Raw genomic sequence first — 24,249 nt, 5'->3', positions numbered from 1 at the left:
CTGTGGATACGAGACTTCTCAGTTATTACGAACAGGAGCTGCAATACATTCGCGAGTCCGGCGGTGAGTTTGCTCAACAGTATCCTAAGATCGCGGGGCGGTTGGGACTCGAAACGCTCGCCTGCGCGGATCCCTATGTGGAACGGTTGCTAGAAGGATTCGCGTTTCTTGCCGCCCGTATTCAACTCAAGATGGATTCGGAGGTGCCGCGATTTACGCAGCACCTGCTCGAGCTGGTTTATCCACATTACCTCTATCCGACACCATCGGCGACGATTGCGCAGTTCAACCCCGATCTGACGGAAGGACGATTGAACGAAGGGCACCACGTCCCCCGCGGTGTTCGTCTGCGAACCGCACCGGCAGAAGACTCGCAAATTCAGTGTCAATACACCACGACGCAAGGTGTCGATTTGTGGCCATTGGAGGTCATCGACTGCACTTATTTCAGTCGCGATGTGACGACACTTTCGTTGCCGAGTCGGTTGCGCGACATCGCGTCGGCGGGGCTGCGGATTCGCCTCCGCGCAACCGCTGGTCTTAAAATTTCCGAATTGCAGCTGAAAGAATTGCCTCTGTACCTGGTCGGTCCCGACGAGACCCCTGTGCGACTCTACGAGCAATTGATGGCAACCACTGTTGCGGTTGTTGTGCAGCCAGTCGGGGCGAACCCGGCATGGCAGGTCGTGTTGGGCAAAGAGTCAGTGTCGCCGGTGGGTTTCGAAAACGACCAAGCATCGATCCCATTCGACAATCGTTCGTTCCAAGGCTATCGGCTGCTGCGTGAGTATTTCGCATTCCCGGAAAAGTTTCTGTTCGCGAAGCTCAGCCAGCTCGACCAAGCGATTCGACGCTGTGATGACGAGGAGATCGAAATCATTGTCGTTTTCGATCGAGCCGACCCGATTCTGCAGCGTTCGGTGAACAAGCAAAGCGTTCAGTTGCATTGCACTCCGGCGATTAATTTGTTCCCGCAACGAGCTGATTCAATTCATCTATCCGACAGTCATTTTGAGCACCACGTGGTTCCCGATCGATCGCGGCCATTGGACCTGGAGGTGTTCGATGTGAAGTCGGTGATCGGTCGAGGAGTCGACATGGAACACGACCAGGTCTTTGAGCCGTTCTATTCCATGACCGATGGCCTTGGTGGTGATGCGATGGCGTACTACACCATCAACCGAGTTCCGCGTGTCGCTTCCTCCAAACAAAAACTCGAAGGTGCACGTTCCAGTTACACGGGGAGTGAAGTGTACCTATCGCTGGTCGATGGCCGTGCCGCTCCCTATCGCCGGGAGCTTCAAATGTTGTCGGTCGAAGTGTTGTGTACCAACCGTGATCTTCCGCTGCAGATTCCGATTGGCGCGCTAGAGACTGACTTTACGCTCGACATTGGTGCGCCGGTCGAAAGCATACGGTGCATCGCCGGACCGACTGCTCCCCGGCCCTCGTTGGCCCATGCCAGGGGTGAGTTGTTGTGGCGGATTGTCAGTCATCTTTCGCTGAACTATCTGTCGCTTTGCGATTCCGATTCCAAATCGGGTGCCGCAGCGATACGTCAACTGTTGGAACTATACAGTCCTACCGACGGATCGACGATCGAAAAACAGATCAACGGAATTCAATCGATCCGGTCGAAGGGGATCACTCGTCAGTTACCGACCACGGGACCGATCACGTTTGGACGCGGCGTCGAGGTGGAATTAGAGTTCGACGAGTCGGCTTTTAAGGGACAAGGAGGCTTTTTGCTCGGCTCGGTGCTGGAGCAATTTTTTAGCAAGTACGTTTCACTCAATTCATTTACGGAAACGGTACTTCGCACACAACAACGAGGCGAGATCAAACGATGGCCAGCCAGGATGGGCCGACGCCCACTGCTTTAGAGCATCAGCGTCGATTGCACGAGCGACCGCATGAGTTTGGCTTGTATACAGCCATGCGAGCGGTTGAGTGCGCGAATCCTGATCAGCCTCGCATCGGCAAGGCCGATCATCCTGCGGACGAGCGGGTCCGAGTTGTTCAGTCGCCAACGATGAATTTTGCCGCGGGATCGGTCACGAAAGTGGATTCGACCCCGACTGGGCAGACTCGGATTTGGCAGCAGGTCATGGGATTGTTAGGGCCCAATGGTCCGATGCCATTGCATTTGACCGAAACGGCTTGGCAACGCCAACACAATCACGACGACCCGACGATCACGTCATTTTTAAATCTATTCCACCACCGCATGTTGTCGTTGTTCTACCGCGCCCGGGCGGATGCCGAACCGACGCTGCATTTTGATCGCCCTGAGGAAGATCGTTTCCAAGATTACGTGGGTTCCTTAATCGGGATCGGCACTCCTGCGTTTCGCGACCGCGATGCGATGCCGGACTTGGTCAAGTTGCATTTTGCGGGGCGATTGGGCTGCCAGACTCGTAACGCCGAGGGGCTGGAGGTCATTTTGGGGGCATTTCTCAAGCTGCCCGTAAGGATCGAAGAGTTTGTCGGACAATGGATCAAACTTCCCGACGATTGTTGCAATTCGCTTGGCGTCTCTGGGGCGACCACGACACTCGGGCTCAATGCGACCATCGGCTCGCACGTTTGGGACTGCTCTCAAAAATTTCGCATCGTCGTGGGACCACTGTCTCTAGACGAATATCAACGGCTGTTACCCGGCGGTGAGAGTCTCAATCGATTGGAATCGGTCGTTCGCAATTACGTCGGTCATCAGTTGCAGTGGGAAGTACGTTTTCAGCTTAAGAAAGATCACGTTCCATCGATGCAGCTCGGGGTGTCGGGAAACCTTGGCTGGCGTGACTGGCTCGTGACGGAAAATTGCGAAGTTGATCGCGACGATTTGATCCTCCAGGAATCTGTTCAATAACCCTTTTCGTTCACGCCGGCTAGGTCGCCAGAGTCTCACCGAACTTACTCATCTCCAGGCAAAAGAAAGGTCCATCATGATTGAAATCAGCCGCGCGACATTGTTCGGGAAACTCAATTCCGTCGGGTATCAGTCGATCGAAGCTGCCACCGTGTTCTGCAAAATGCGTGGCAACGCTTATGTCGAATTAGTGCACTGGATTCACCAGATCTTGCAGCTCGAAAATTCCGACCTGCACGAGATCATACGCCACTTTCAAATCGACCCCGGTCGGCTCGCGAAAGATATCACCACCTCGCTCGATAAGCTTCCTCGCGGTTCGACATCGATATCGGATTTCTCGCCACATATCGAACAGGGTGTTGAGCGTGGTTGGGTGTACGGCACACTGATGTTCGCCGATTCGCAAGTTCGGACGGGGTACCTCATCGTGGGGCTGCTGAAAACGCGAGATCTGGCTCACGCGCTAGCATCCATTTCGAGTGAGTTCAGCAAGATCAAAATCGAACAGCTTGTCGACAACTTTCGCGAGATTGTGTCCTCATCGCCTGAAGAAAATATGTCGGCGAAAGACGGCCGGCAAATCGGAGGCGGCGTGGCCCCCGGCGTCGCCAGCGGCGCGATGGCACCGGCGCAAATGGGCAAGCAAGAAGCCCTGCAAAGCTACTCCCATGATTTGACCGAGAAAGCTCGTAGTGGCGAGATGGATCCGGTCATCGGTCGCGACGATGAAATTCGTCAGATCGTTGATATCTTGATGCGACGTCGTCAGAACAATCCGATCCTGACGGGCGAAGCGGGTGTCGGAAAGACGGCGATCTTAGAAGGTCTCGCCCAGCGAATTGTGTCGGGTGAAGTTCCTCCGCCCTTGAAAGAGGTGTCATTGCGAAGTCTTGATGTGGCCGCGATGCAAGCCGGGGCGAGTATGAAAGGCGAATTTGAAAATCGGCTAAAGCAGGTGATTGAAGAAGTCCAGTCGTCTGAAAAGCCCGTGATCCTGTTCATCGACGAAGCACACACTCTGATCGGGGCGGGTGGCCAGCAAGGAACGGGCGATGCGGCGAATCTTCTCAAACCTGCCCTGGCACGCGGCGAACTGCGGACGATTGCCGCAACCACGTGGGCGGAATACAAGCAATACATTGAAAAGGATCCCGCGCTCACACGTCGATTCCAGGTTGTTAAGGTCGACGAGCCTTCCGAAGAGAAGGCGATTCGAATGATGCGCAGCATGGCAGCGTCGCTTGAAAAGCATCACAAAGCCCAAATCTTAGATGAGGCGATCGAAGCGGCCGTGAAGCTGTCGAGCCGTTACATTCCCGATCGGCAGCTGCCGGACAAATGTGTCAGCCTTCTCGACACCGCCTGTGCCCGCGTGACGATGACTCAGCATTCCGTTCCGGCGGAGGTGGAGTACGTGCAAAGGAATATCCATGCGTATGAAACGGAATTGAAGATCATCAAGAGTGAAAGCGCCATTGGCGTCGAAACACTGGCACGTCGAGAAGCTGCAGAAAAGAAGCTTGAGTCGCTCCGAGCCGAATTGGCGAAACTGGAGTCGCGATGGAATACCGAAAAGGAGCGTGTTGAAAAAGTACTCGCAATTCGTGCCCGTCTGCGAAGTGACGCGTTGCAAAAGGACTCGCCCGACGACGTCGACGGCGCCAAGCCAGAACTCTCCGACGAACAGCGTCAGCAGTTGCTCGATAAGCTTTCCGTATTGCAATCCGAATTAGCGGAGCTGCAAGGGGAAAATCCTCTGATCCTACCGAGTGTCGACGAGCAGGCTGTTGCCGCCGTCGTTGCCGATTGGACTGGGATCCCCGTCGGGCGGATGCTCAAAGATGAAATCGATGCCGTGCTGAACATGGCCACCCACCTGGATCAACGCGTCATCGGGCAACGTCACGCATTGGAGATGGTTGCTAAACGCGTGCAAACCTCGCGGGCGGGACTGGATAATCCGAGCAAACCGATCGGCGTCTTCATGTTTTGCGGCCCCAGTGGTGTTGGAAAAACAGAAACCGCGCTGGCGTTGTCCGAGCTGCTGTACGGAGGGGAGCAGAACATGATCACCATTAATATGAGCGAATTCCAAGAGGCTCATACGGTGTCGAGTTTGAAAGGAGCTCCTCCCGGTTATGTGGGCTACGGTGAAGGCGGAGTTCTCACCGAAGCGGTCCGCCGAAAACCGTACAGCGTTGTGTTGTTGGATGAAGTCGAGAAGGCACACCCCGATGTTCACGAGATCTTTTTTCAAGTCTTCGACAAAGGCGTGATGGAGGATGGCGAAGGACGTCGGATTGATTTCCGCAATACGTTAATTCTGTTGACTTCGAACGTCGGCAGTGACTTGATTATGAATATGTGCAGCGACCCGGAATTGATGCCGTCGCCTGACGGGATTGCCAAGGCACTGCGAGAGCCGCTGTTGAGTGTGTTTCCCGCGGCGCTGCTTGGTCGCATCGTGACCATCCCCTACTTCCCTCTCAGTGACGAGATGATCGGCAAGATCACTAAGTTGCAACTCGGGCGAATTCAGCGACGCGTCCAAGAAAAATACCGCATCCCAATGACCTACGACGAAGAAGCGATCACGCTCATCGCGAGCCGATGTACTGAGTTGGAGAGTGGCGGGCGTATGATCGATTCGATTTTAACCAACACGGTGTTGCCCGAAATCAGTCGCGAACTTTTGCTGCGTACGGCCGAAGGTCGCGAGGTTTCACGCGTCAATCTCGGTGTCAGCGACGGCGAATTCGCTTACGCATTCGATAATTAGACGAAACACGAATATGACCGAACTCGCGCGCTATCGGGCGAGTTTCCGCACGAGCGAATCGCATCCCGCGACGCCTCGATGGCGAAGACCAATCGCGGTCCAACGCTGGATGATCAAAATCTCGATTCCAACCGGGGAACGGAACGACGTTTAGAAATTGCGATTCAACGAAAAATGAATTTCCGCGTCGAAGAAGCGGTCATCGCGGAGCGGAGCGACCGCCGCAACGCGCGCGGTGGTTCGATAGATTTCAAAATGTAGTCCCGAAGTCAAATTGAGCGTGTCGAATCGCTGGAGATCGAAGTCGAAACTGTTGCCGGACGTTGATGCCGATGCCGTCTGATCATCGCCTAGCGTGGTGGAGTAGTGAAGTTCGAGCATTGCGGCAATTCCCGAGATAGGCGCGTTTTCGTCTCTGAATAACCAGAGTCCCGTCGAGATGTCAAACACCAGAACTTCCTCGGGGCGAAACCAACCCTGATCGCTGCTTGAAGAATCGGCTACCTCAACAAACTCGCTGCCCGAGGGGATCATCAACTGGGCAAACGAATTGACGAACGTTTGCTCCGACAATGTTGCCGCGTAGCCAACAAAGGGAGAGAAGTATGCCGATTGTCCGCCCAGGCCTGTCGTCACTTCATCGACTTTGAGTTGTGAAGAGCAATCGCTGACGGGGAACGAAATGCCCAGTCCACAGGTGAAGATAGAGTCATCACTTTCGAGTAGAACGGCTTTAGCAACACCCGTGATGCTTTGAAGCGAGTCGTTTGTGACGCTCACACTTCCATCCGATTGAGCGAGTGACGAACTAAAGGGAAGTCGCATTTCGAGCGAGAAACGCTCACTACAGAACGTTTTTTCAAAGCCAAGAGTGTAGAGGTCAAGCGACTGCGTTCGGCTGTTGGGGCCGAACGTCGAATCGACGGCGTTGTGAAAGTGCTGGTACAGAAAGTAGACGCGATCCTGCGGGATGGGAGAGTTGTTGTCGCCGATGCGTGCGGCGCCACATGTTGGCGATTGGAGATATCCCGATCCAGCGTCTGATGAGAAACTAAGCGATCCGGTTTGCAGGGAATCACCGTACATCCTCGGCAATCGTTTTAAGCGACTGCTGCGAGTGTTGGCGGTGTTCGTCTGTCGGTCGTTAGAAAGCGAAGTGATTGCATTTGAGAATGGACGATTCGGAGTGTTGTCTCCAATTGCCGCGGTGCTTTGGGCGATCGCCACCGTAGGCAGCGCAGCGAATGCAATGAGGAGTAGGCAGTGGCGCAGCATGTCTCGTTCCGCGTAATAACATAAGGGATCAAACAATCTTGTTATCGGAGTGAAATGGTTGAGAAGTTGTTCCGTTCAGGTTCCGAACCGTCGGCATTATCACGAAACAGGGCATTTTTCGCTTTTATCGTTAAATCCCGTAAGCTCGTTTGGTGGGTAGTATGATTTATGCTGGCAAAACGGCAGCAAATCGGTGTTGGGGCATCGAATGGAAAAGAAGCCGCTCGCTCATTAAGACGTTCTGGTTTCTTGAGCCGAGCACCACTTTTTTGCAATGCAACTCGGTTTATCGGCAGACCTAAATAGGAACCGTCTTGGTGTATTCCAGTGGAGCTGCGTAATCAGTTGGGCGCGGTGACTTCGCTCTGAAGTAGCCGTTGATGCTGTCGGCACGGGTTGAGCCTTGCTGATACAATAGGTTTAATAAGTGTTCGGCTTGACCGATGTGAAATATCCCTCACTGCTTGGCGTATCAGATGGTAAAGAAGGAACGCATTCACCGCATCGTTTCGGCTCTGGGCAAATCAGAAGATAAGGATGGCCTGTTGCTTGAAAATCTTCGGTACGAGGATGCCTTGGGGCGACCCTTTGAATGTGCCATCCGAGCGTTCAGCAAAGATCATTCGGTCGATGACAGCAAGTACCTGGGCGAATCCTTGGCGCTGCACTACGAGCCTATCGAGAACAAGAAAAGATTTATCCACGGCATAGTTTCGGAAATCTCGTATCAAGGAGTGCACAACGAATTCAGCGTCTATGACATCGTGCTCCGACCTTGGCTTTGGTTCCTCAATCACACAACCGACAGCCGGATCTTCCAAGCGAAAACGGTTCCCGAAATCGTTAGCGATATCTTTAAAACGACGCACGGCTTCACGGATTTCAAATTGTCGCTCACAAAGCAGCATCCGAAGCGGAATTACTGTGTGCAGTACCGCGAATCGGATTTCGATTTCGTTAGTCGTTTGCTTGAAGAGGAGGGGATCTATTACTACTTCGTGCATGAGGAAAAGAAACACACGATGGTGTTAGTTGACGACTCGGCAAGTCACACGACCATCAAAGGGATGAATCCCATTCCGTTTCGTCGTCCCGGTGAAGCCCCTGCCGAACAAAAGCATATTTCGTCGTGGACCTTCCGAAGCCAGCTGCATTCAACATCTGTCACGATTGGCGATTACGACTTTGAGAAACCCGAGGCGGATATTACCGCCAGGGCGAACGTGACTCGAAGACATAAGCTCGCAAAGTTTGAGCGTTATGATTTTCCCGGTCGATACACCGAGGTTGGGAATGGAACACAATTGGCAAAAGTGCGAGCGGAGGAGTATCAGGCGGATCACAATCGGTACATGGGTGTCGGAAATGAAGTGACGCTGGTTACTGGTTCCTGCTTTGAGATGGAGGATCATCCTCGCACGGATCAGAATCGAGTTGAATACCTAGTTACCAGTTCGATCGTCCGAATCGTGTCATCGGAGATTCAAGTTTTTTCTGGCGGTGCGAATGAATTCGAAACGCATTTCGAAGCCATGAAGAAGTCGGACCAGTTTCGCTCACCCTCCACTACACCGCGTCCAATTGTTTCGGGGCCTCAGTCGGCTGTGGTGGTCGGCAAGTCCGGGGAGGAGATATGGACCGACAAGTATGGACGCGTCAAAGTTCAATTCCCTTGGGATCGCGAGGGTAAGAACGATGAGAATAGTTCTTGCTGGATTCGCGTTAGCAATACCTGGGCCGGTAAGGGCTGGGGCTCCGTGCATATTCCTCGAATCGGACAGGAGGTGTTGGTCGAATTCTTGGACGGGGATCCGGATCGTCCAGTGATTACCGGACGCGTGTACAATGCCAAGCAAACGACACCGTACGACCTTCCCGACAATCAAACGCAAAGTGGAATCAAGTCACGTTCGACAAAGGGAGGAAAGCCTAAAAACTTCAATGAATTGAGGTTTGAGGATAAGGCGGATGAGGAGGAAATCTACCTTCATGCGGAAAGAGACTTCACACAAATCGTCGAGAATGATGCGACGATCAAGATTGGGCAAGACAAAAAGGACAAAGGGAATCAAACGATCGAGGTTTTCAACGATCGCACCCTGACGGTTGAACAAGGAAATGAAACGATCACGGTGAAGAGCGGCAACCGTGACACCGTGGTCGAGAAAGGTAACGAGTCGATTGAGATCAAACTCGGCAACCGCACCATCAAAGTTCCCGTTGGCAAACATGTCACGCAAGCGGGACAGGTCATTGAGCTGAAGGTGGGTGCGAGCAGCATCAAAATCGAACCAGCGAAGATAACCATAAGTTCTCCGCAAGTTGAGATTGCGGCGCAAGCGCAAGTCAAAATAGGTGGTGCGATTGCTGACGTGTCAGGTGCGGCAACGTTAAAGCTAAGTGGTGCAATTCTGAAAATTAATTGACGCATTACGGAGTAGGGTATACATGATTGCACTGATTCAAGTTGTCCGTGGCCCAGGGATCGGACGTCGAATTCAGCTTCGCGGAGGTCAGCGTGCGACCATCGGTGGTACGGACCACGCTGACTATCGGTTGGCGGATGATCGCGGCCTAGAAGCGATTCATTTTGAAATGGATTGTCGCGGAGGCGAGTGCCGTGTGATTGCGAGAGCCAATGCACCTATGCTCGTTAATGGACAGGCTGTGCAGGAAGGTCGAATCATGACCGGTGACACGATTACCGTCAGCCGGACTACATTTGCCGTCACTGTCGAGGGGGCTGTCGAAACTCAGCACGACGAGGCGTCCGAGGATTTGGCGGCCGAGGCAACACAGATCGCGGCCGCGATGACGATGGTGGACCTGTGTGGCCACCTGGACCTGGATGACGATGTGACACCGATCGCTCTGCGTCACGAAGATGTCGAACCGTTGATTGCCGAATTGACCGAGACCGAGATGTATTTTCCGGCGTTACGTTTGCGAGCGAATACGTTACCTAGAATTCACGCGGTTTGGTGGGCGTGTGTTTGCGTACGGAATTTGGAGTCCAAGCTGAGCATGAAAACGCTCGATCTCGCCGCCTTGGAGGCGGCCGAGCATTGGGTGAAAGATCCATCTGACGAGACGCGCCGGGCCGCGGAAGCGGCCTCGGAAGCGGCCGGCGGTGGCGCAGCAGGGTTAATCGCCTATGCTGCGTTTACGAGCGGGGGCGGTATCGGACATCCAGACGTTGACCCGGTGGAGCCGGATGAGCGATTGTGCGGAGCCCTCGTGGCGGGAGCCTTGATGGTGGCCGGCTATTGCGATCCGCCAAACGTTCATTCCGTCATGTCAGAAATGCTTGCCAACGGCAAAGAGCCCTGGACCCAACAATTTGCATTGCCGTCGTGTGTGGCCCCGAGTTAACCTAGCTGCGGTTTCGTGCGTGCCGAATGGCGAATTGCAACATCGAATCGGTGGGTGTTCGTTCTTTTTTCGAAGATCATCACGGAGTAAATATTCGATCCGAAGTGGCGGGTCTGATTCCTAAGATAATTGCAGCTGAGTGATGGTGGTCTGAATGGAAAGCAATCAAGAAAAGTTGTTGAGGCAACCTTGGCACCCATCGCAGCGTGCACCCTCTCGAGTACGTCGGCTGACACGTCGAGTCTTCGTCACGGTCTTCGGCTTTGGATTGATCGGACTTCTTGTCTATCTCAGCCTATCGCCATTCTGGCATCCCAACACGTACTGGGCCGCAGTAAGCGAAACGGCATATTCTCCCGAGAGCGGACTGCCATTAATGGGAAGTTTTACGGGCGAAACCGATCCGTTTTTAGGGCTGTTCCCTTCTCAGCAAGGTCAGTTCGAACTCGACGAACTCTCGTCACCCGCCAGCTTGTCAGGCTTTCTTCGTACGCTCCAAGTGCACGGCTTTGAGAATTCTGACTCGCTCGTTCTGTACGTTCGTGCCAGAGGGATGGTGATCGCAGGCGAGCCTGTCCTTGTGTGTCGCGACTTCAATGTTGCGAATCCCGGTCAGGGTGTTTACGCCGTTGCTGATATTTTGCGGCGCATTGGGAACTTAAGAGCGAGTGTGAAGTTGTTGGTCTTCGAGACGGAAGACCAAACGTACGATGTGAGACTTGGCCAAGTTCCCGGTCGGTTTATGTCATCGGTAAAAGAATTGGTTGGGAAGAGCGGGCGCGACGATTTGTGGGTGCTGACTTCGCATCGCGACTGGCAATACGCGCAAAGTTCTCCGGCCCTCAAAGAATCTTTGTTTCGATTTTGGTTTGATCGTGGTCTCGCAGGGCATGCAGACGTCGATCAGAGCACGAGTGTGGATATCGGTGAATTGCACCGATATGTTTCGCGGCAGGTGATGCAGAGTTCATCGCTGCGGTCGCAAGGTTTATTCGTTCAAACTCCCGAGTTGGTCTGGGGAGGTGGTGATTTGTTGGGGCGCGTCTTTCCACAAATTGTGTCGACTGCGGGCTTCGATCCAGAGAGTTCGGCGAGTGTGATATCCGATGTGGTCAGGTCGCGTCAAAGAGAACAATCTGACGACGCGTCAGCAAACTCAAGTGATGTTCTTAACGCTGAGCCAAAATCAACCGGGGCGACGCCAGAGGAGACGGTCCAGGAGAGTGACGGCGAGGCAGAAGAGGAAGCGGGGGCTTTGGTTTCCGGGGAGAAAGAGGACGCCGCGGTCGAGCCTTTGGACGGCGAACCGGTTCCACCCGAAGCGGGGGCCGGCCTTCGAAACAGTTCCAAACTCACAACGTCACAACGGATCGCCGATAGTTGGGCAATCATCGAACAACTCAATACAGGCGACGCTCCACGTCCGATCGATGTCGCCCCCAGTCTTTGGTGTTCAATTCGCCAGCAACTCTTTTGGTATGAGCAAGCGCTCGTCAAGCCCTCAGTCCAGGCTGAAAAGCGGCAAACGAAAAATGCGATTCAACGGATGCACTTTGCATTGAGGCGACTGGCCAATGGCGAGCAGGTGCCGGAATCGATCGATCCGCAAGTGGCTCACTTCTCAATATTATGGAACGCTCAGGCACGCTCCAGGTCCGCGGCGATCACTTCATTGATCGCCGATGATAATCAATCGATCCGAAAGTGGGTGGATGCGAATCCGCTCCCTCAAGCTGACGGCGATGAGGCGACAAGGCTGCTCTATCGTTTGGCTGCAGAACGGGAACTCGACGAATCACTAATTCGAGATGCTGTTTCGACTCAGTTGCTCGCTGACGAAGCGAAACGATATCTGGCTGCGTACCACGGGGGCCTGCGGGAACGAGTGCTCGCTACCGGCCAACGGAATTTATTCGCGCAGCGATTGTTGTTTGATCGGACACGCGACGATTGGCGACAGTTCGTGACGGAGGTTTTTGAGGACATCCGTCGTCAGTATCAGGACGTCATCGATGATTTGCAGTTGATTGAGATGTCCAAACGCATGCGGGCTGAATTGCTGATGAGGTTGCCCGATTACCTCACCTTGCGCATCGATCTCGCAGGCGATACCCGCGCGAACTTCTTGTCGGCAAGTGATCTGGAGCGTTTAATCGATCGGCTGGAGCGTTTGGATAGTGCGATAGCGAAGCAAGACATTGAGTTGCTTGCCGGCACGATGCGCGAACTCTCGCCGCTGCACTTTCGCATTGCGACGGATGCCGAGAATATCGCTTCGCATGCCGTTGGGGAGACGCCACCCAATCTGGCCACGCTGGAGTTGCTTTCGCGGTCGATCGCGGTGTCTTTTGAAAGACGCTCGGAAATCGAGGCCATGTTGCCGAAGGCTGATGTCAACTTTTGGCAAGACTTCGATTCTCAAGTCCAGGAGTCGGTGGCGACTCCGTCAGACGAGCCGCGACGTCGCAAACAAGAGCAGCTTCAGCAAAACGCCGCCATCGAACTGCGGCTGCTGCAATTGAAAACGCGTGGCTTGAACCTTGCGGCCGAGTGGCATTTGAAGTTTCTCGATTCCGATGTTGAGATCTTCGAACGGTATGAAAGTTTAGCTGATGGATATGTCGAACGTGTATCAGCGATCAACCGAGCATTCGATCTACGCAGCGGTCTTCAGACTCTCGATAGTTACGCAACGACCAGAAATCTGCTCGATTCGTCAATCCGAGCAGTTGGCTTGGTCGACTCGCGTGACCTTCCGCTGCTGAATTCGAAACCTATTTTCGACTATCTCACCGCGGCGAAGGAATACGATCAGTACCTTTTAGCGCATGACGAGCTTTTGCTGGCGCAAAGGGACGCGAGTGACGCCGAATTCCAACGCATCAAACAAGCCGTCACGGAAACGAGAAGCAAAATCAATGCGTCGAAGGTTGGACCTCCGGTTACGACCGAATCGAGGCAACGCATTTCGATCTCTGGGCCGCGGGCGGTTTCTCTCGAGACACAACCGGAATCGACGCTGACGCTCGACATGCGTTTGTTCGCCGATTCGCCGCATCCGGTTTGGATTGTGCTTGATTACGACGAGTCGTTGCTGGAAGTGCAAGCTGCCGATTCAGCCTACGTCGAGTCTCGCTGGTCGCTCTTGCGTACACTTGAGTCAATGCGAACGCAGGCCGAGGTGAAATCGCAATGGTCGGCGGCGAACAATGATCCGCAAAATCAAACGAAGGCTTTGCTTCAAATGGCATCCTCGTTAGGTGAGGCTGCGGAGTATCCGGTCGATCCCTCGAAGGCCGATATCAAGCCTTCGATGATTTTGGAGATCAATTCGCCCAAACCGATCGTGTTCAAGGTGCGGCGCAAGAAACCGGTGGGGCGGACAACAAAGCTGATCACGAAAATCATCTCCGCAGATGCGTATGTTCGCCATGAGACCGACGTCATGTTGCCGGCTCCGCCTTCGATGAGGTTGATAGCCGGAGGCCCCAGTGAGCTGGCGACGTCGCTGCAAGACGGACTGTTGCTGCATCCATTACCGAACCGCGAGACTTCGTTTGACCTAGCTCTGTTGAGTGAGAACACATCGATTCAAACCGTTGACTTGACGCTGTTAGCGATCAAGTCAGCCGTTGAACTTGAATTGCCCGCCGGCTCCGTCAGCGCCGAACGCGGGGCGGATGTGCTTGAGGCACTTGGGGGCACGGAAGTGGTTGTCAAACGAAGCGGCGTATCCATTTTACCGAATCAGGCTAATCCGCTAACGAGTTTGCTTGCCGCCCCGCCTGTCTCACCGGATGCTGCCGACGTGACCGAACTTGCTCCGCCTTCGGGGGCGGATCCATCAGCGGGCGAGTCTCCCGAGTGGTTGTCGTTTGAGAGCGACTTCGGTAGCGTGCTTTGGATCGAAGACCCCGTGACCGGTGAATCGATTTTTCGACGGATCGCGATCGCTGTTCAACGACCACGACGATTTGTTCGTCCGAGTTTGTCCTACGATGCCAAAACTCGCAAGTTGTCGGTGAAAGTCGCGGCTGTTTCGGACGCGATCGTGCCGAAGGGTGGAATCAATCTGAGTGTGCACGTTCAAGCTTCGGGTGCGGCAAACGCGGCAACATTGACTGGTGTCTTAGGGGCACCCGATTTTGTGGCGACGTTATCGAGTATTGTTCCTTCGTCCAGCTCATGGGCGGAAGTCGTGATCGATGTCGATGGATATCCACGCGCGTTCACCTATCGCATACCCTGCGAAACCTCCACTACGTCCTTCGATAAGCAGAGCGAACGATTCGACATTCGCATCAAGTCGCCCTTGGCTGGGACCGTGTTTGGGGCAGCGGCCAAAAGCATTCCGGTCCATCTGGAAATCGACTCCCCCGTGGGAACCTTTCCTTTGCAGAACATCGGGCAGGATTTCATTGAGGTCGGATTGGACATGGATCGCGACCGTGAATTCCGGAATGAAAACACGACCGTGTTGCTGTCGGATCGTTCGGTGGATCTGGTCACGAAGCTAGCGGATTCCGGAATGGTCATTCAAACGAGCGTTAGCGATTTCGCATTGGAAATTCCGACTCACCGTACGAGCAATCTGCGAGCCAACGTTTTGGCAAAGTTGGTGTCGGGCGAGAAGCAGTTGTGGAGCGAGCCACTCGAAGTCATCTTAGACAGCGCAGGGCCAACAATTACGAAGGTTGAATTGGTGCCGGATCGGATGGTTGTAGTTGATGGAACGATCCAAGTGCGAGCCGTTGCGGATGATCATGACCTCAGCGGTGTGGCGATGGTCGAGTTTTTGGTCGACAGCACCTTCACGGGAACTTTCTCGGAAGACGCCAAACCGATTGAGGGCAAGCAAGACGATCTGCTTCGCTGGGTCGCCGAGGTTCCTTTCAAAGAGCTTCGGCCAGGCAGCTACGATCTTTTGACGCGGGCAACGGACAAGGCAGGAAACACCGGCCCCGTTGTGCCAACACCTGTAATCGTAACGGAGACGGCCGCCGATCCGCTCGCTGCGCAAGCCAATACGGTCAGTGGGACGGTCACGTACGATCATGAGCCGTTGGGATCGGCCAAAGTGACGCTAACGCCGTTGCTAACCGAAAAGAAGGCAGCGGGTGATTCAGCAGAAACTCCTACGAAGCTGCCACCGGCTCCTCTTGCGACCACGACGAGCGAAAAAGGGCAGTTTGTCTTTCCGAGTGTGATTCCCGGCGCGTATTCGCTTCGCGTCGTCGGCCTCGCTCGAAACAGGCCGCGTTTTGCCGAGCAAGAGATCAGGGTGATCCCAAAACCGGGCAAAGCAATTCGGCTTCAGTTGATCGCTCACTAGCCAGGGTATTGCGTAGGCCGGACCGAGGTCGCGAAAAACCCTGCCGTATCCGCATCAACCTGATTTGCTCGAAATACATTCTGTTATTTTCAAAATCAATCGATTTGCGACCGTAGTTCCGGCTTGGCAATGGTTTATGCGTTACGGCCTACGAATCGCGTGCAATATCCGCGGCTAGGTGCGCTGGTTCAGCGGGGCCCCCGAGCATGCCCCCGGGGAACCCGCTAGGGCATGGACAATCGTTGTATTCGCTAAAGTTGGCTTTACCGATACGACGATAGTCGGTACGTGGCGTCTGTATATGTACCTGGTGGAGCCTCGTTGAAAATTGAGTCGTACTCGTCAACCCGTTTCGCTATTCGCTTCGTTAGCGTTGCTGATTTCAGCGGCGGGTTGCGCCATGGTTCCGCCTGCACCCACGGAAACGCCGATCGTCCCGCAAACGAGCGCGAATTTGGCAGACACCACGATTGTGGCGATTCAGCCTGCGCCGGGCCCCGCACGGCCGGTTCCCAACTTGCTCGACCTGACCGGTGTGACGCACATTCTCGAAAGTGTTTCGGGCTGCGTTGTCGGTAGCGTGCAGCATTTTCAATACAAATTGGGAGGTCGTTTTCCAGGTTTGGAAGGAGCACCTCCGCTCCTTGCGATCACCGATCCTGCGAATCTCAGCGAGCAATCCAGCCCCGCGGTCAAAGTGGCGGCGAAGGTGAAGGCGGAGGAAGATGCCGCCCAGCAGAAGATCAAAGGAATTCAATACTTGGCCAGCTTAGGCTGTGGCGGATGTTATCCGGATGTGGAAGAAGCGTTGTTGGCGGCGTTGGATGATTGCACCGAGGCCGTTCGATTTGAAGCCGCGAAGGGAATCCGGTCGACGGTTGGCAGTGCATGCGTTTTCTGCAAGGCCGATGCCTGCTGCGGATCAGCGGTTCGGAAAAAGCTGAAGAAAGTGGCCTACGATATCGACAAGAACGGCTGTTTTGACGAGCCTTCGGAGCGAGTTCGCCGCCAGGCACGGCTCGCATTGTGCGGTTGCTGCGGTGACGATTCGATCGAGGAACTTCCCGAGGAGGGACCGGAAGAAGGCCCTGAGGAGTCAACGGATCCTGCGGCCGAAGTCGGGGCGGATCCCGTCCCGGGCGGGACCGTAGCGAGTAGTCTTGGTGGCGATTCGGGCTCGCTCGATGTCCATCAGATCGGAGCCGTCGATTTTGCCACGCCTCAGCGTCTGCCGGACGTCGAAGAATCGGCTCATCCGCGGTCGGGAGTCGGCAGTTCGAGCCAACGCCCCACTTCGATCACCAAGCCGGCAGTCTGGTCAAAAAAAGAAACGCCGGCGATCGCCGTGGCATGGACCCGTCCACCGTCTCAGATGAAGGTTTCGTGGGAGGAGATCACGATTGATCCCCAGGAGTTCGATTCCGTCGAGCGGGCGAGGCAGATCATGGTTTTCCTCAAATCCAAAGCTGACGGCAAGGATTTGGAAAAACCGGAGTTCACCGCTGACGAAATTTCGGTCCGCAGATTTGAATTGACATCAGTGGACGAGATTCGATGGAATGAGAAGCAGTCGTATTTGAAAAAGCTGCCCGTTGGAAAGACCAGCCCGATCTTGACGCGTGATCATCGCTGGTACCTGCTGCGAGTCTTGTCGCGTGCGGACCAATAGACGAATTGGCCTGCGTTGTTGGGGAAAATGCCGTGCCCGCGGGCGGAATACGGTTTATGATCTAATGACAATCCTGCTGCCGAGATCAGTTTGGATTTGATCGAAAGCATTGGTCCAAACGCCCGGTGTGGTCGTCGTATCGACCTTCGCCTGGGCGTGATCCTCCGTCTGATGATGGAGTCTTGGCAACGTTTGCAGTGCTCTCGACGAAAATAGCCGAATTGAGGAACCGCTGGCTCGATGAGCATACAGACCAACTGGGCGAACCAACAACCGAACACGGCGACGGTGTCGCCACATCAATGGCACTCGTCTTCAAACGACACGAAAGTGAGCGGTAAGTCGGCCACGCGGTCGGTGAGGCTTTTTGTTTGGTCGGTGGTTGCGTTTGGATTGTTGGGTGGGCTGATCTATTTGCTGCCCTACTCACCTGACAAGACGCCGTGCTTTGCCTTGGTGGAATCGAATTACGCCGTTCCATTTCCCGTCAACCCGTGGGCGCAGGAGGACGTCAAGCTACTCCAGCAACTTGATGGCGAGACGATTAGTCTCTACCAGACGCCGTCGAATTGGGAATCGGTTGCAGCGGGGCTAGGACAATTTGCGAAGCTGCTAAAGCAGCATGCTGACGAGGTCGAACGTCGCGGATGCTGCATCTTCTATATCAATGCAATCGGTTTGGTCGACGACCTTGGGGAACCGTGTATCGTCCCCGCCACCGCCAATCCTCACGACGTAACGACGTGGATTCGCGTGCAGCAACTGTTTGACGTGATGGACGAGTCTCTTCCCCCGAACGCAAAGAGACTTGTCATACTTGATTGTGCGCGCGTTCAAACCGATTGGGACCTGGGTGTTTTTTACAACGACTTCGTGGAAAGCGCGAGTCAGTTGCTAGAAGAAGGCAATTCGAACTCGATTATCTTGACCTCCTCTGCTCCGGGCGAAATCGCATGGCCAAGATCAACGTTCGCTCTGAATCTCGCCCAAGGATTGGCGGGACAAGCGAGTGATAGCGATTCGACCGAAGCAACGATATTGGCCAGCAGGCTTCACCAGTTTGTTTCGTCACGCGTGCAGTCATGGTCGCAAACAAACCGCGGCGAAAATCAAACTCCGCAACTGTATGTAGGCTCGGCGGGCGATGTCGACTTGACGATTTCGATTCATCAGTCGGTAGTGCAGCGACTTTCCGACCACAAGCTTTCGTCTCTAGTAAGCGAGTCACGCGTCAAAGTGTCCGATGTGATGGAGTTGTGGAAGACGTTGGATCAATTGAAATCGACTCCGTTTCTGCGTTTAGATCCGATTCGTTTTCGCAACTTACAACAGGAATTATTGAGGCTGGAGCAATTGCGGTCTGCGGATTCATCGTTGTCCTCGGAGGCAGCTCAGTTGTACGCGGAATTAAAGACTGAGTTGGAAGCGTTGTCCCGAAGCGATTGGGGGAGCCTCTCTCAACAATGGGCGAACCTGGGATGGGATCAGCCTCATTTTTTACCCCTGTCCAAACCCCACAGCGTCGAAGCTGCGCAAGCGATCGGAAGCATCACGCCCGTTGAGGCGGAAAATCTGCGTGGTTCGATCAGCGAAGCCATTCGGGAAGCCAGCGGCGACGAGTTCATCTGGCCGACGTTGAGTGATCGGCTTCACGGATACACGGAGTTACAGTACCTCCAGATTTCGTATGCGGCAGACACGTTGAATCAATGGTCACGCAATAAGCCGCTGTCTGTTGTCGCAAACCTACGCCAGCGTGGCATGCGGTTAGCGGCCGGCATGAAAGGCGAAGCTTTCGGAGATCCGCGAGTTCACGAGCGATTGCGTGCAAATCTATCCGAGGCATTTGACGCGATTCGTGTTTGCGAAGACACGCTGTGGAACGGTGAAGATGCGGCGCTCGTGACACAGACGAACCGTGCCAGTGAGTTGCTAGGTCGTATCGTGGAAAAGCAGGTCGCTTTGACACAAGCGTTTCGGATCGCGGACGAGGTGAACAACGAGCTTCCTTATTTAGGACAATGGCTCGCTGACCCTTGGTTACAAACTCACGCGGCCACCGCGGTTATCGATCTGCGAAACCCGACACTATCGCTGGTGGAACTTTCAGAACGTGTGTTGCAGCTGAACCTGCTGCTCGCCGGTTCGGATGTAAGCGAACCAGCATTGAATGAAATCGTTCGCTACTCTCGGGACGTTGCGGCGAGTCACCAAGCATTGCGTGCGACATTGAAATTGCATGCCGAAGCGTTGATTGATCTGCCGGATGTGACAGTCGCTCGGTGGCGTGAAATGCACGCGTTGCTCGCAACTCCGCTCATAGACAGTGAAACACGTCAAAAGCTCATTGGGCGATATGAAGACTCGAAGATCCAGCTGCTCTATCAATACGAACAGTTAGACGAAATCCCCGACGCCGAAGATGCTCGAACCCAAGAGGAGTTGCAAGAGCACATCCTGTCGTTGCTTGCTTGGGCACCGCAAGTAGCGAGCTCGATTGCCAGTCTTGAGCAAGATCGTTTGAGAGTGGGCGTGCTCGCTTCGGTCGGCAAGCCGGTGGAGATTGCTGAGACCGTTAATCAAAAGATGAGGCGGTATCTGCTGGACTGTGCATCGCTTGCTCGCGTTGACTCGGCATCGGTCGAAGAGTCCATCGGGGATCCAGACGGCAAACCTCGATTAAGCCGCGAGCAGCACGTCCGATCCGCCTCAGGTCTATGGTTTCCGCAGAGCGCCGTCGATCTATTGCAGTTCGAGCATCTCAAAAGAATACGCGGGCAATTTCTGTGGATGGCGGCTGAGTCGTTACGAGATAGTTGGGGCGGTGAGTGGCTCGATGAAAATGGCCAACCGGCGAAGCAACCATTTTTTGCAATGGTCGCCGACGACTACATCAACGCCGCAGAGTCGATCGCAATTCCTCGTCCGGTGTTAGGCAGCGAGGTCGAAAACCTGAGGCGACTACTGACCAATCAACGCCTCACCGCGATGGGTGGTGTATCCAGTTTGGCCAAGGATAGCAGTCCCACACCAGGTTTGGGTGACGTGCGAATAGACGCCAAACTGCAACCGATGATGCCCGGTATTGAATTGGCCCCCGGACTTGCCACGGTGTTTGTGCGTTCGCGTTCGGGAAAACGGATGGACGTTCAAGATACTCATCCTTCAACCGATCGCGATGGGCATCCCAACACGTGCCGCATCAAATTCCCGTTTGATGAAGACTCTTATCCTCTCGTCTCGGTATCGCTCGAGCGTTCAAAGGAGATTGAGGGGAGAGTCCAGCTGACGACGTTTTTCCGCGGGCTGGAGTTCAATGCGCCTTTGACCATCAGCACCGGTCAAGGGACGCAGTTCTCGTATGAACCCCAAGAGTATGGAAGTGCCCGTCTGACGCTGTTTGGTGAAGGGCGTCAGCAACCATCCATCATTTTTGTGCTCGATTGCAGCGCTAGCATGTCAGATCCGGCCCCAAGTGAACGGCCGGGCGTCGGTGCTCTGTCAAAGCTCGAAGTCGCGAAAAGCACGCTCGCCGGAATGCTCGACGAACTCGCTCGTGAAGGTTCAACGCGGGTGGGTGTGATTGCTTTCGGACACCGCATCGGGTGGAGTAAATCATCACCTGTGCGACTGCTGACACAACCCCGGTATGTATTGCCGATCCCCGACAACGTTTCGGCGAGTACGGATGTCGAGTCGGTCTTGTCGTTGGGGCGATTTGACAGTACCGAAGCCGCAAAACTTGCTGTTCGGCTTGACGGGTTGCTGCCTTGGGGACAGTCGCCTCTGTATCTGAGCATCATGGAGGCGATCGCCGCGTTCACGCAGGACGATCGGGAGACGGACAAGAGCATTGTGGTGATCACCGACGGAGTCAATTACCAATTCACTCCCTCGGATCGTTGGTCTGCGGAGACCGCGCCGACGAGTCTGACAAGCGTTGTCGACCTCGTGCAAGAGAGCTCGATTCCAGTCCACATTCTTGGTTTTGGGGTCGAGAAGGATGAGCGTGTGGAAGCGAAGCGTGCCTTCGAACAAATCGCGCAAGCGAGTGACGGCAGTTATCGCACGGCGTCAAACGGCCGTGACCTGCTGAATTTATTGAAAAGTCGTCTAGGCGGGGGCACGTACACGGTAGTCGGCGATGCGGCCAACCGACCCGGCGATGAATTGTCACAACAACAGCGGTTGCTCAACGAATCCATTCGGCTTTCCACGCAACGCGAGACGGTAACGCCCGCGATAGTTCAATTTCGCGATGCAACCGCCGAAATCGATCTCTACGATGGGCAATGGCTTCAACTGCTTGCAACCAATCGTCCGCAGATTCGTAGCATTCCCTATGACGTCAACTCGCCGACGACGGTCCCTTTGGTTACCCAGTACGGCCGGGAGACGGGCTACGTTTGTCGCGTGCATCGTCCCGTTCGTCATGACGCGAGTCTTACGTTAAGCGTTTCGATACAAGCACAATATGAAGTCTGGACGCGACGTCCAACGGAAGTTTGGCTAGAAGTGACGCCGATCTGTGAAGACGCCAACAGCTATTATTTTTATGACGCTCACTTCCAGCCATTTGAGCCGGTTCCGGTTTTGCAGTGGACTGCGGAACATTGGCCCCGCGAAGCTGATCGTGCCAGGGTGCGTTTTTGGTGCAAAAATGAGGTGACGCAACCGACTGAGTCGGTCTTGCTATCCGAGGTCTTACGATCGCCCGATTCTTACTCGCAAGATACGGTGGTGCCGGGAATTGAAGGTGTCGTGTATCGAATGGCTGTCGAGGAGGACGACGCTTCGCGAAGTAGGAAGACGCTACGCATCTTGGAAGTTCATGATGTGAACGCGACAGGCATGACGCCCCTGCGAATCGGTTTGGCGAACGATGATGGTGTGCTCACCAAGGTGCAGCGCTACTTCGACGTCGCCAACGGTGTTGGTCAGCATGTCTTTCACCTCGATATGGACGCGCGATCCGGGATCACGGGTGCGCCGGCCGCGATTCACTTTTCCGTATCGAACGCGGCCAAGTCGGGAGCGTGGCAATTGCAAGATGAATTCGTGGATATCGAAATTACTGACTATGACGCCGTTATCCCGGTTGCCACGCGGTAGCGAGTTGCGTGGGTTTGTTCGCGAAGTTTGCAACAGGCCGATCGGACAGTCACAATGGTTCTACATGCAATTGCATCGTTGAGCTCGACCGGCTGATCGAAAGCGGGATCACATCGACTCGCGGAGTGATCTCAGAAAAAGCAGGATTTTCTCGGCCTTGTTTGTTGGTTTGCCACGCATTGTGTATTGGCTCCATTGACAAATAGGATGTCTGAGTCCACTGCAAAATTTTCACAGAGAGGGAACCCAACGTTGAAACGCAGTTTGATCATGCCTGGTTTGGCGGCTCTTGGCGTGGGCGTCGCGGCGATTGCGATTGCCCAGCAGCCGCCTCCTCCCCGCTTGCACACGATGACAAAGCGTAGCGTGCTGAAGCCCGTCCCCGCGACCTCGACACCGAACATCAAGAGCGAAGTCTCGATCGAAATCGTTGGGCGCGAGAGGATCATCCGGGCCAACGGAATTCCTAATCACAAGACGGGCGTCTTTCCAAATCGAGGAAACCCGAACCGTATCACGCCGCAACGACACGAATACCGAGTTCCTGCTGACCCACAAGTCGCTGATCGAATCACTCCCATGCATGGTGAGTTCGGCGTGGCGATCAATGGCGTACCGTTCGATCCGGGAGCCGGAGAGTTTTATGATGGCGAACCGGGCTGGCAATACGAACCACTGTCCGGCGCGATCGCTCTTGGGATCGATGTCTCCCATGCCCATGTGCAACCGACTGGCAAGTACCACTATCACGGTCTGCCCACCGGACTGATCGATTCGGTCGAAGTCAAGGCTGGTGAACACTCGCCGTTAATCGGCTGGGCCGCGGACGGATTTCCGATGTACGTAGTCTACGGCTATCAGGATCCGCAAAATCCCGCGTCGGCAGTCGTCAAGCTCAAGTCGAGCTATCAACTCAAACAGGGCAATCGCCCAGGGGGAAATGCGCCTGGTGGCAAATACGACGGGACGTTCGTGAGAGATTATGAATATGTCGCTGGCAGTGGCGACTTGGACGAATGCAACGGGCGTTTTGCGGTTACTCCGGAGTATCCGGATGGTACCTACGTGTATTTCTTGACCGAAGAATGGCCGGTTGTGCCACGGTGCTATCGCGGCACTCCATCGAGTGACTTTCGCCATGGACGCGGTTCGAGTGGTCCCAATCCGCGCGATCCCGGATTGAGCGGGGCCGGTGAACGAGGCGGGTATGGTGATCAAGGTCGAATGAGGCTCGGGCCTCCCGGAGCGCACCCGATGCCGCCGACACCCGGCCAAGTGCTTCCAACATTCGTTAGAGAAGCATTGAATTTAACTTCGCAACAGATTAGCCAACTCGACGCCTTGCAAGCCACCGTGAACCAGCGTCTCGACAGCATTCTGACCGAGAAACAGAAAGAACATATGCGGCAATTGGGGCCACCCAATGGTCCACCAGGCGGACACCCCGGTTTTGGCGGCCCAGGTCTCGGCGGCCCGACACCAATGCGAGTTGATGATTAGTGCATCGTCTGTTCATTCATCGCCTGGCCTTGATCCAAGGGTAGCGGAAGCCTTTCAAGACTTTTTGAGTGATGCATTTCTGAAGATCACAGAGGCTTTCAATTCGTAGCTGCGTTCGACCGAACGCAGCCCACCGTCCGGAAAAGGTGGCGACAAAGTCAATGAAAGTGCTCTTTACGTGTGCATTTAAGATAACCGTCATCCGACACTTGACCGGGCGTAGTCATGTGCTCATCAGGCTCCCGATGGCGCGTTGCGTCGTTGGGTGCTAGCGAGATCCGATGGCGGAACGAATTTCAGCTAACACCCACGGCGAATACAGTTTCCTGTCGCGATTG

At 54.6% G+C, this 24,249-nt stretch carries 10 protein-coding genes; 9 read left to right on the top strand and 1 reads right to left on the bottom strand.

All coding sequences use genetic code 11. The features are described from left to right. Positions 1-2 precede the first annotated feature (2 nt). From tssF to tssH, 3 genes are all read left to right on the top strand, one after another. On the top strand, positions 3-1,883 hold the full coding sequence (gene tssF, locus NB063_RS04475) for a type VI secretion system baseplate subunit TssF (protein WP_250927546.1): 1,881 nt from the start codon (positions 3-5) through the stop codon (positions 1,881-1,883). Then, positions 1,847-2,869 (top strand): type VI secretion system baseplate subunit TssG, encoded by a 1,023-nt coding sequence (gene tssG / locus NB063_RS04470; protein ID WP_250927545.1) that lies wholly within the window; start codon positions 1,847-1,849, stop codon positions 2,867-2,869. Before tssF ends, tssG begins: the two co-directional genes overlap by 37 nt. A 76-nt stretch (positions 2,870-2,945) precedes the next feature. Beyond that, positions 2,946-5,651, top strand: a complete 2,706-nt coding sequence (gene tssH / locus NB063_RS04465) for a type VI secretion system ATPase TssH (RefSeq protein ID WP_250927544.1) — start codon at positions 2,946-2,948, stop codon at positions 5,649-5,651. Positions 5,652-5,801: 150 nt separating this feature from the next. On the opposite strand, the gene NB063_RS04460 is transcribed toward tssH, so the two are convergent. Then, entirely contained in the window at positions 5,802-6,926 is a 1,125-nt protein-coding gene (locus NB063_RS04460; RefSeq protein ID WP_250927543.1) for a hypothetical protein, read from the bottom strand. Between the two features lie 476 nt (positions 6,927-7,402). Here NB063_RS04460 and NB063_RS04455 point away from each other — a divergent pair, with 476 nt between their 5' ends. The 6 genes from NB063_RS04455 (at position 7,403) to NB063_RS04430 (ending at position 23,911) form a co-directional block, all read left to right on the top strand. Next, positions 7,403-9,352: a type VI secretion system Vgr family protein gene (locus tag NB063_RS04455; RefSeq protein WP_261367209.1), complete on the top strand. Its 1,950-nt coding sequence runs from the start codon at positions 7,403-7,405 to the stop codon at positions 9,350-9,352. A 22-nt stretch (positions 9,353-9,374) separates the two neighbouring features. Next, positions 9,375-10,298, top strand: coding sequence for a DUF6931 family protein (locus NB063_RS04450; RefSeq protein ID WP_250927541.1), 924 nt, complete (start codon positions 9,375-9,377; stop codon positions 10,296-10,298). 154 nt (positions 10,299-10,452) lie between these two features. Next, positions 10,453-15,630: a carboxypeptidase-like regulatory domain-containing protein gene (locus NB063_RS04445; protein ID WP_250927540.1), complete on the top strand. Its 5,178-nt coding sequence runs from the start codon at positions 10,453-10,455 to the stop codon at positions 15,628-15,630. 328 nt (positions 15,631-15,958) lie between these two features. Next, entirely contained in the window at positions 15,959-17,299 is a 1,341-nt protein-coding gene (locus NB063_RS04440; protein WP_250927539.1) for a hypothetical protein, read from the top strand. Positions 17,300-17,539: 240 nt separating this feature from the next. Beyond that, positions 17,540-22,411 (top strand): vWA domain-containing protein, encoded by a 4,872-nt coding sequence (locus NB063_RS04435; RefSeq protein WP_250927538.1) that lies wholly within the window; start codon positions 17,540-17,542, stop codon positions 22,409-22,411. Between the two features lie 252 nt (positions 22,412-22,663). Beyond that, positions 22,664-23,911 carry a YHYH protein gene (locus NB063_RS04430; RefSeq protein ID WP_250927537.1) on the top strand — a complete coding sequence of 416 codons (1,248 nt, stop codon included), beginning with the start codon at positions 22,664-22,666 and terminating at the stop codon, positions 23,909-23,911. Positions 23,912-24,249: the final 338 nt, after the last annotated feature.

The sequence above is a fragment of the Aporhodopirellula aestuarii genome (assembly GCF_023701485.1).
Lineage (GTDB): Bacteria > Planctomycetota > Planctomycetia > Pirellulales > Pirellulaceae > Rhodopirellula > Rhodopirellula aestuarii.
The sequence above is the reverse complement of the archived record's forward strand: the minus strand, read 5'-3'. Positions and strand labels throughout refer to the sequence as shown.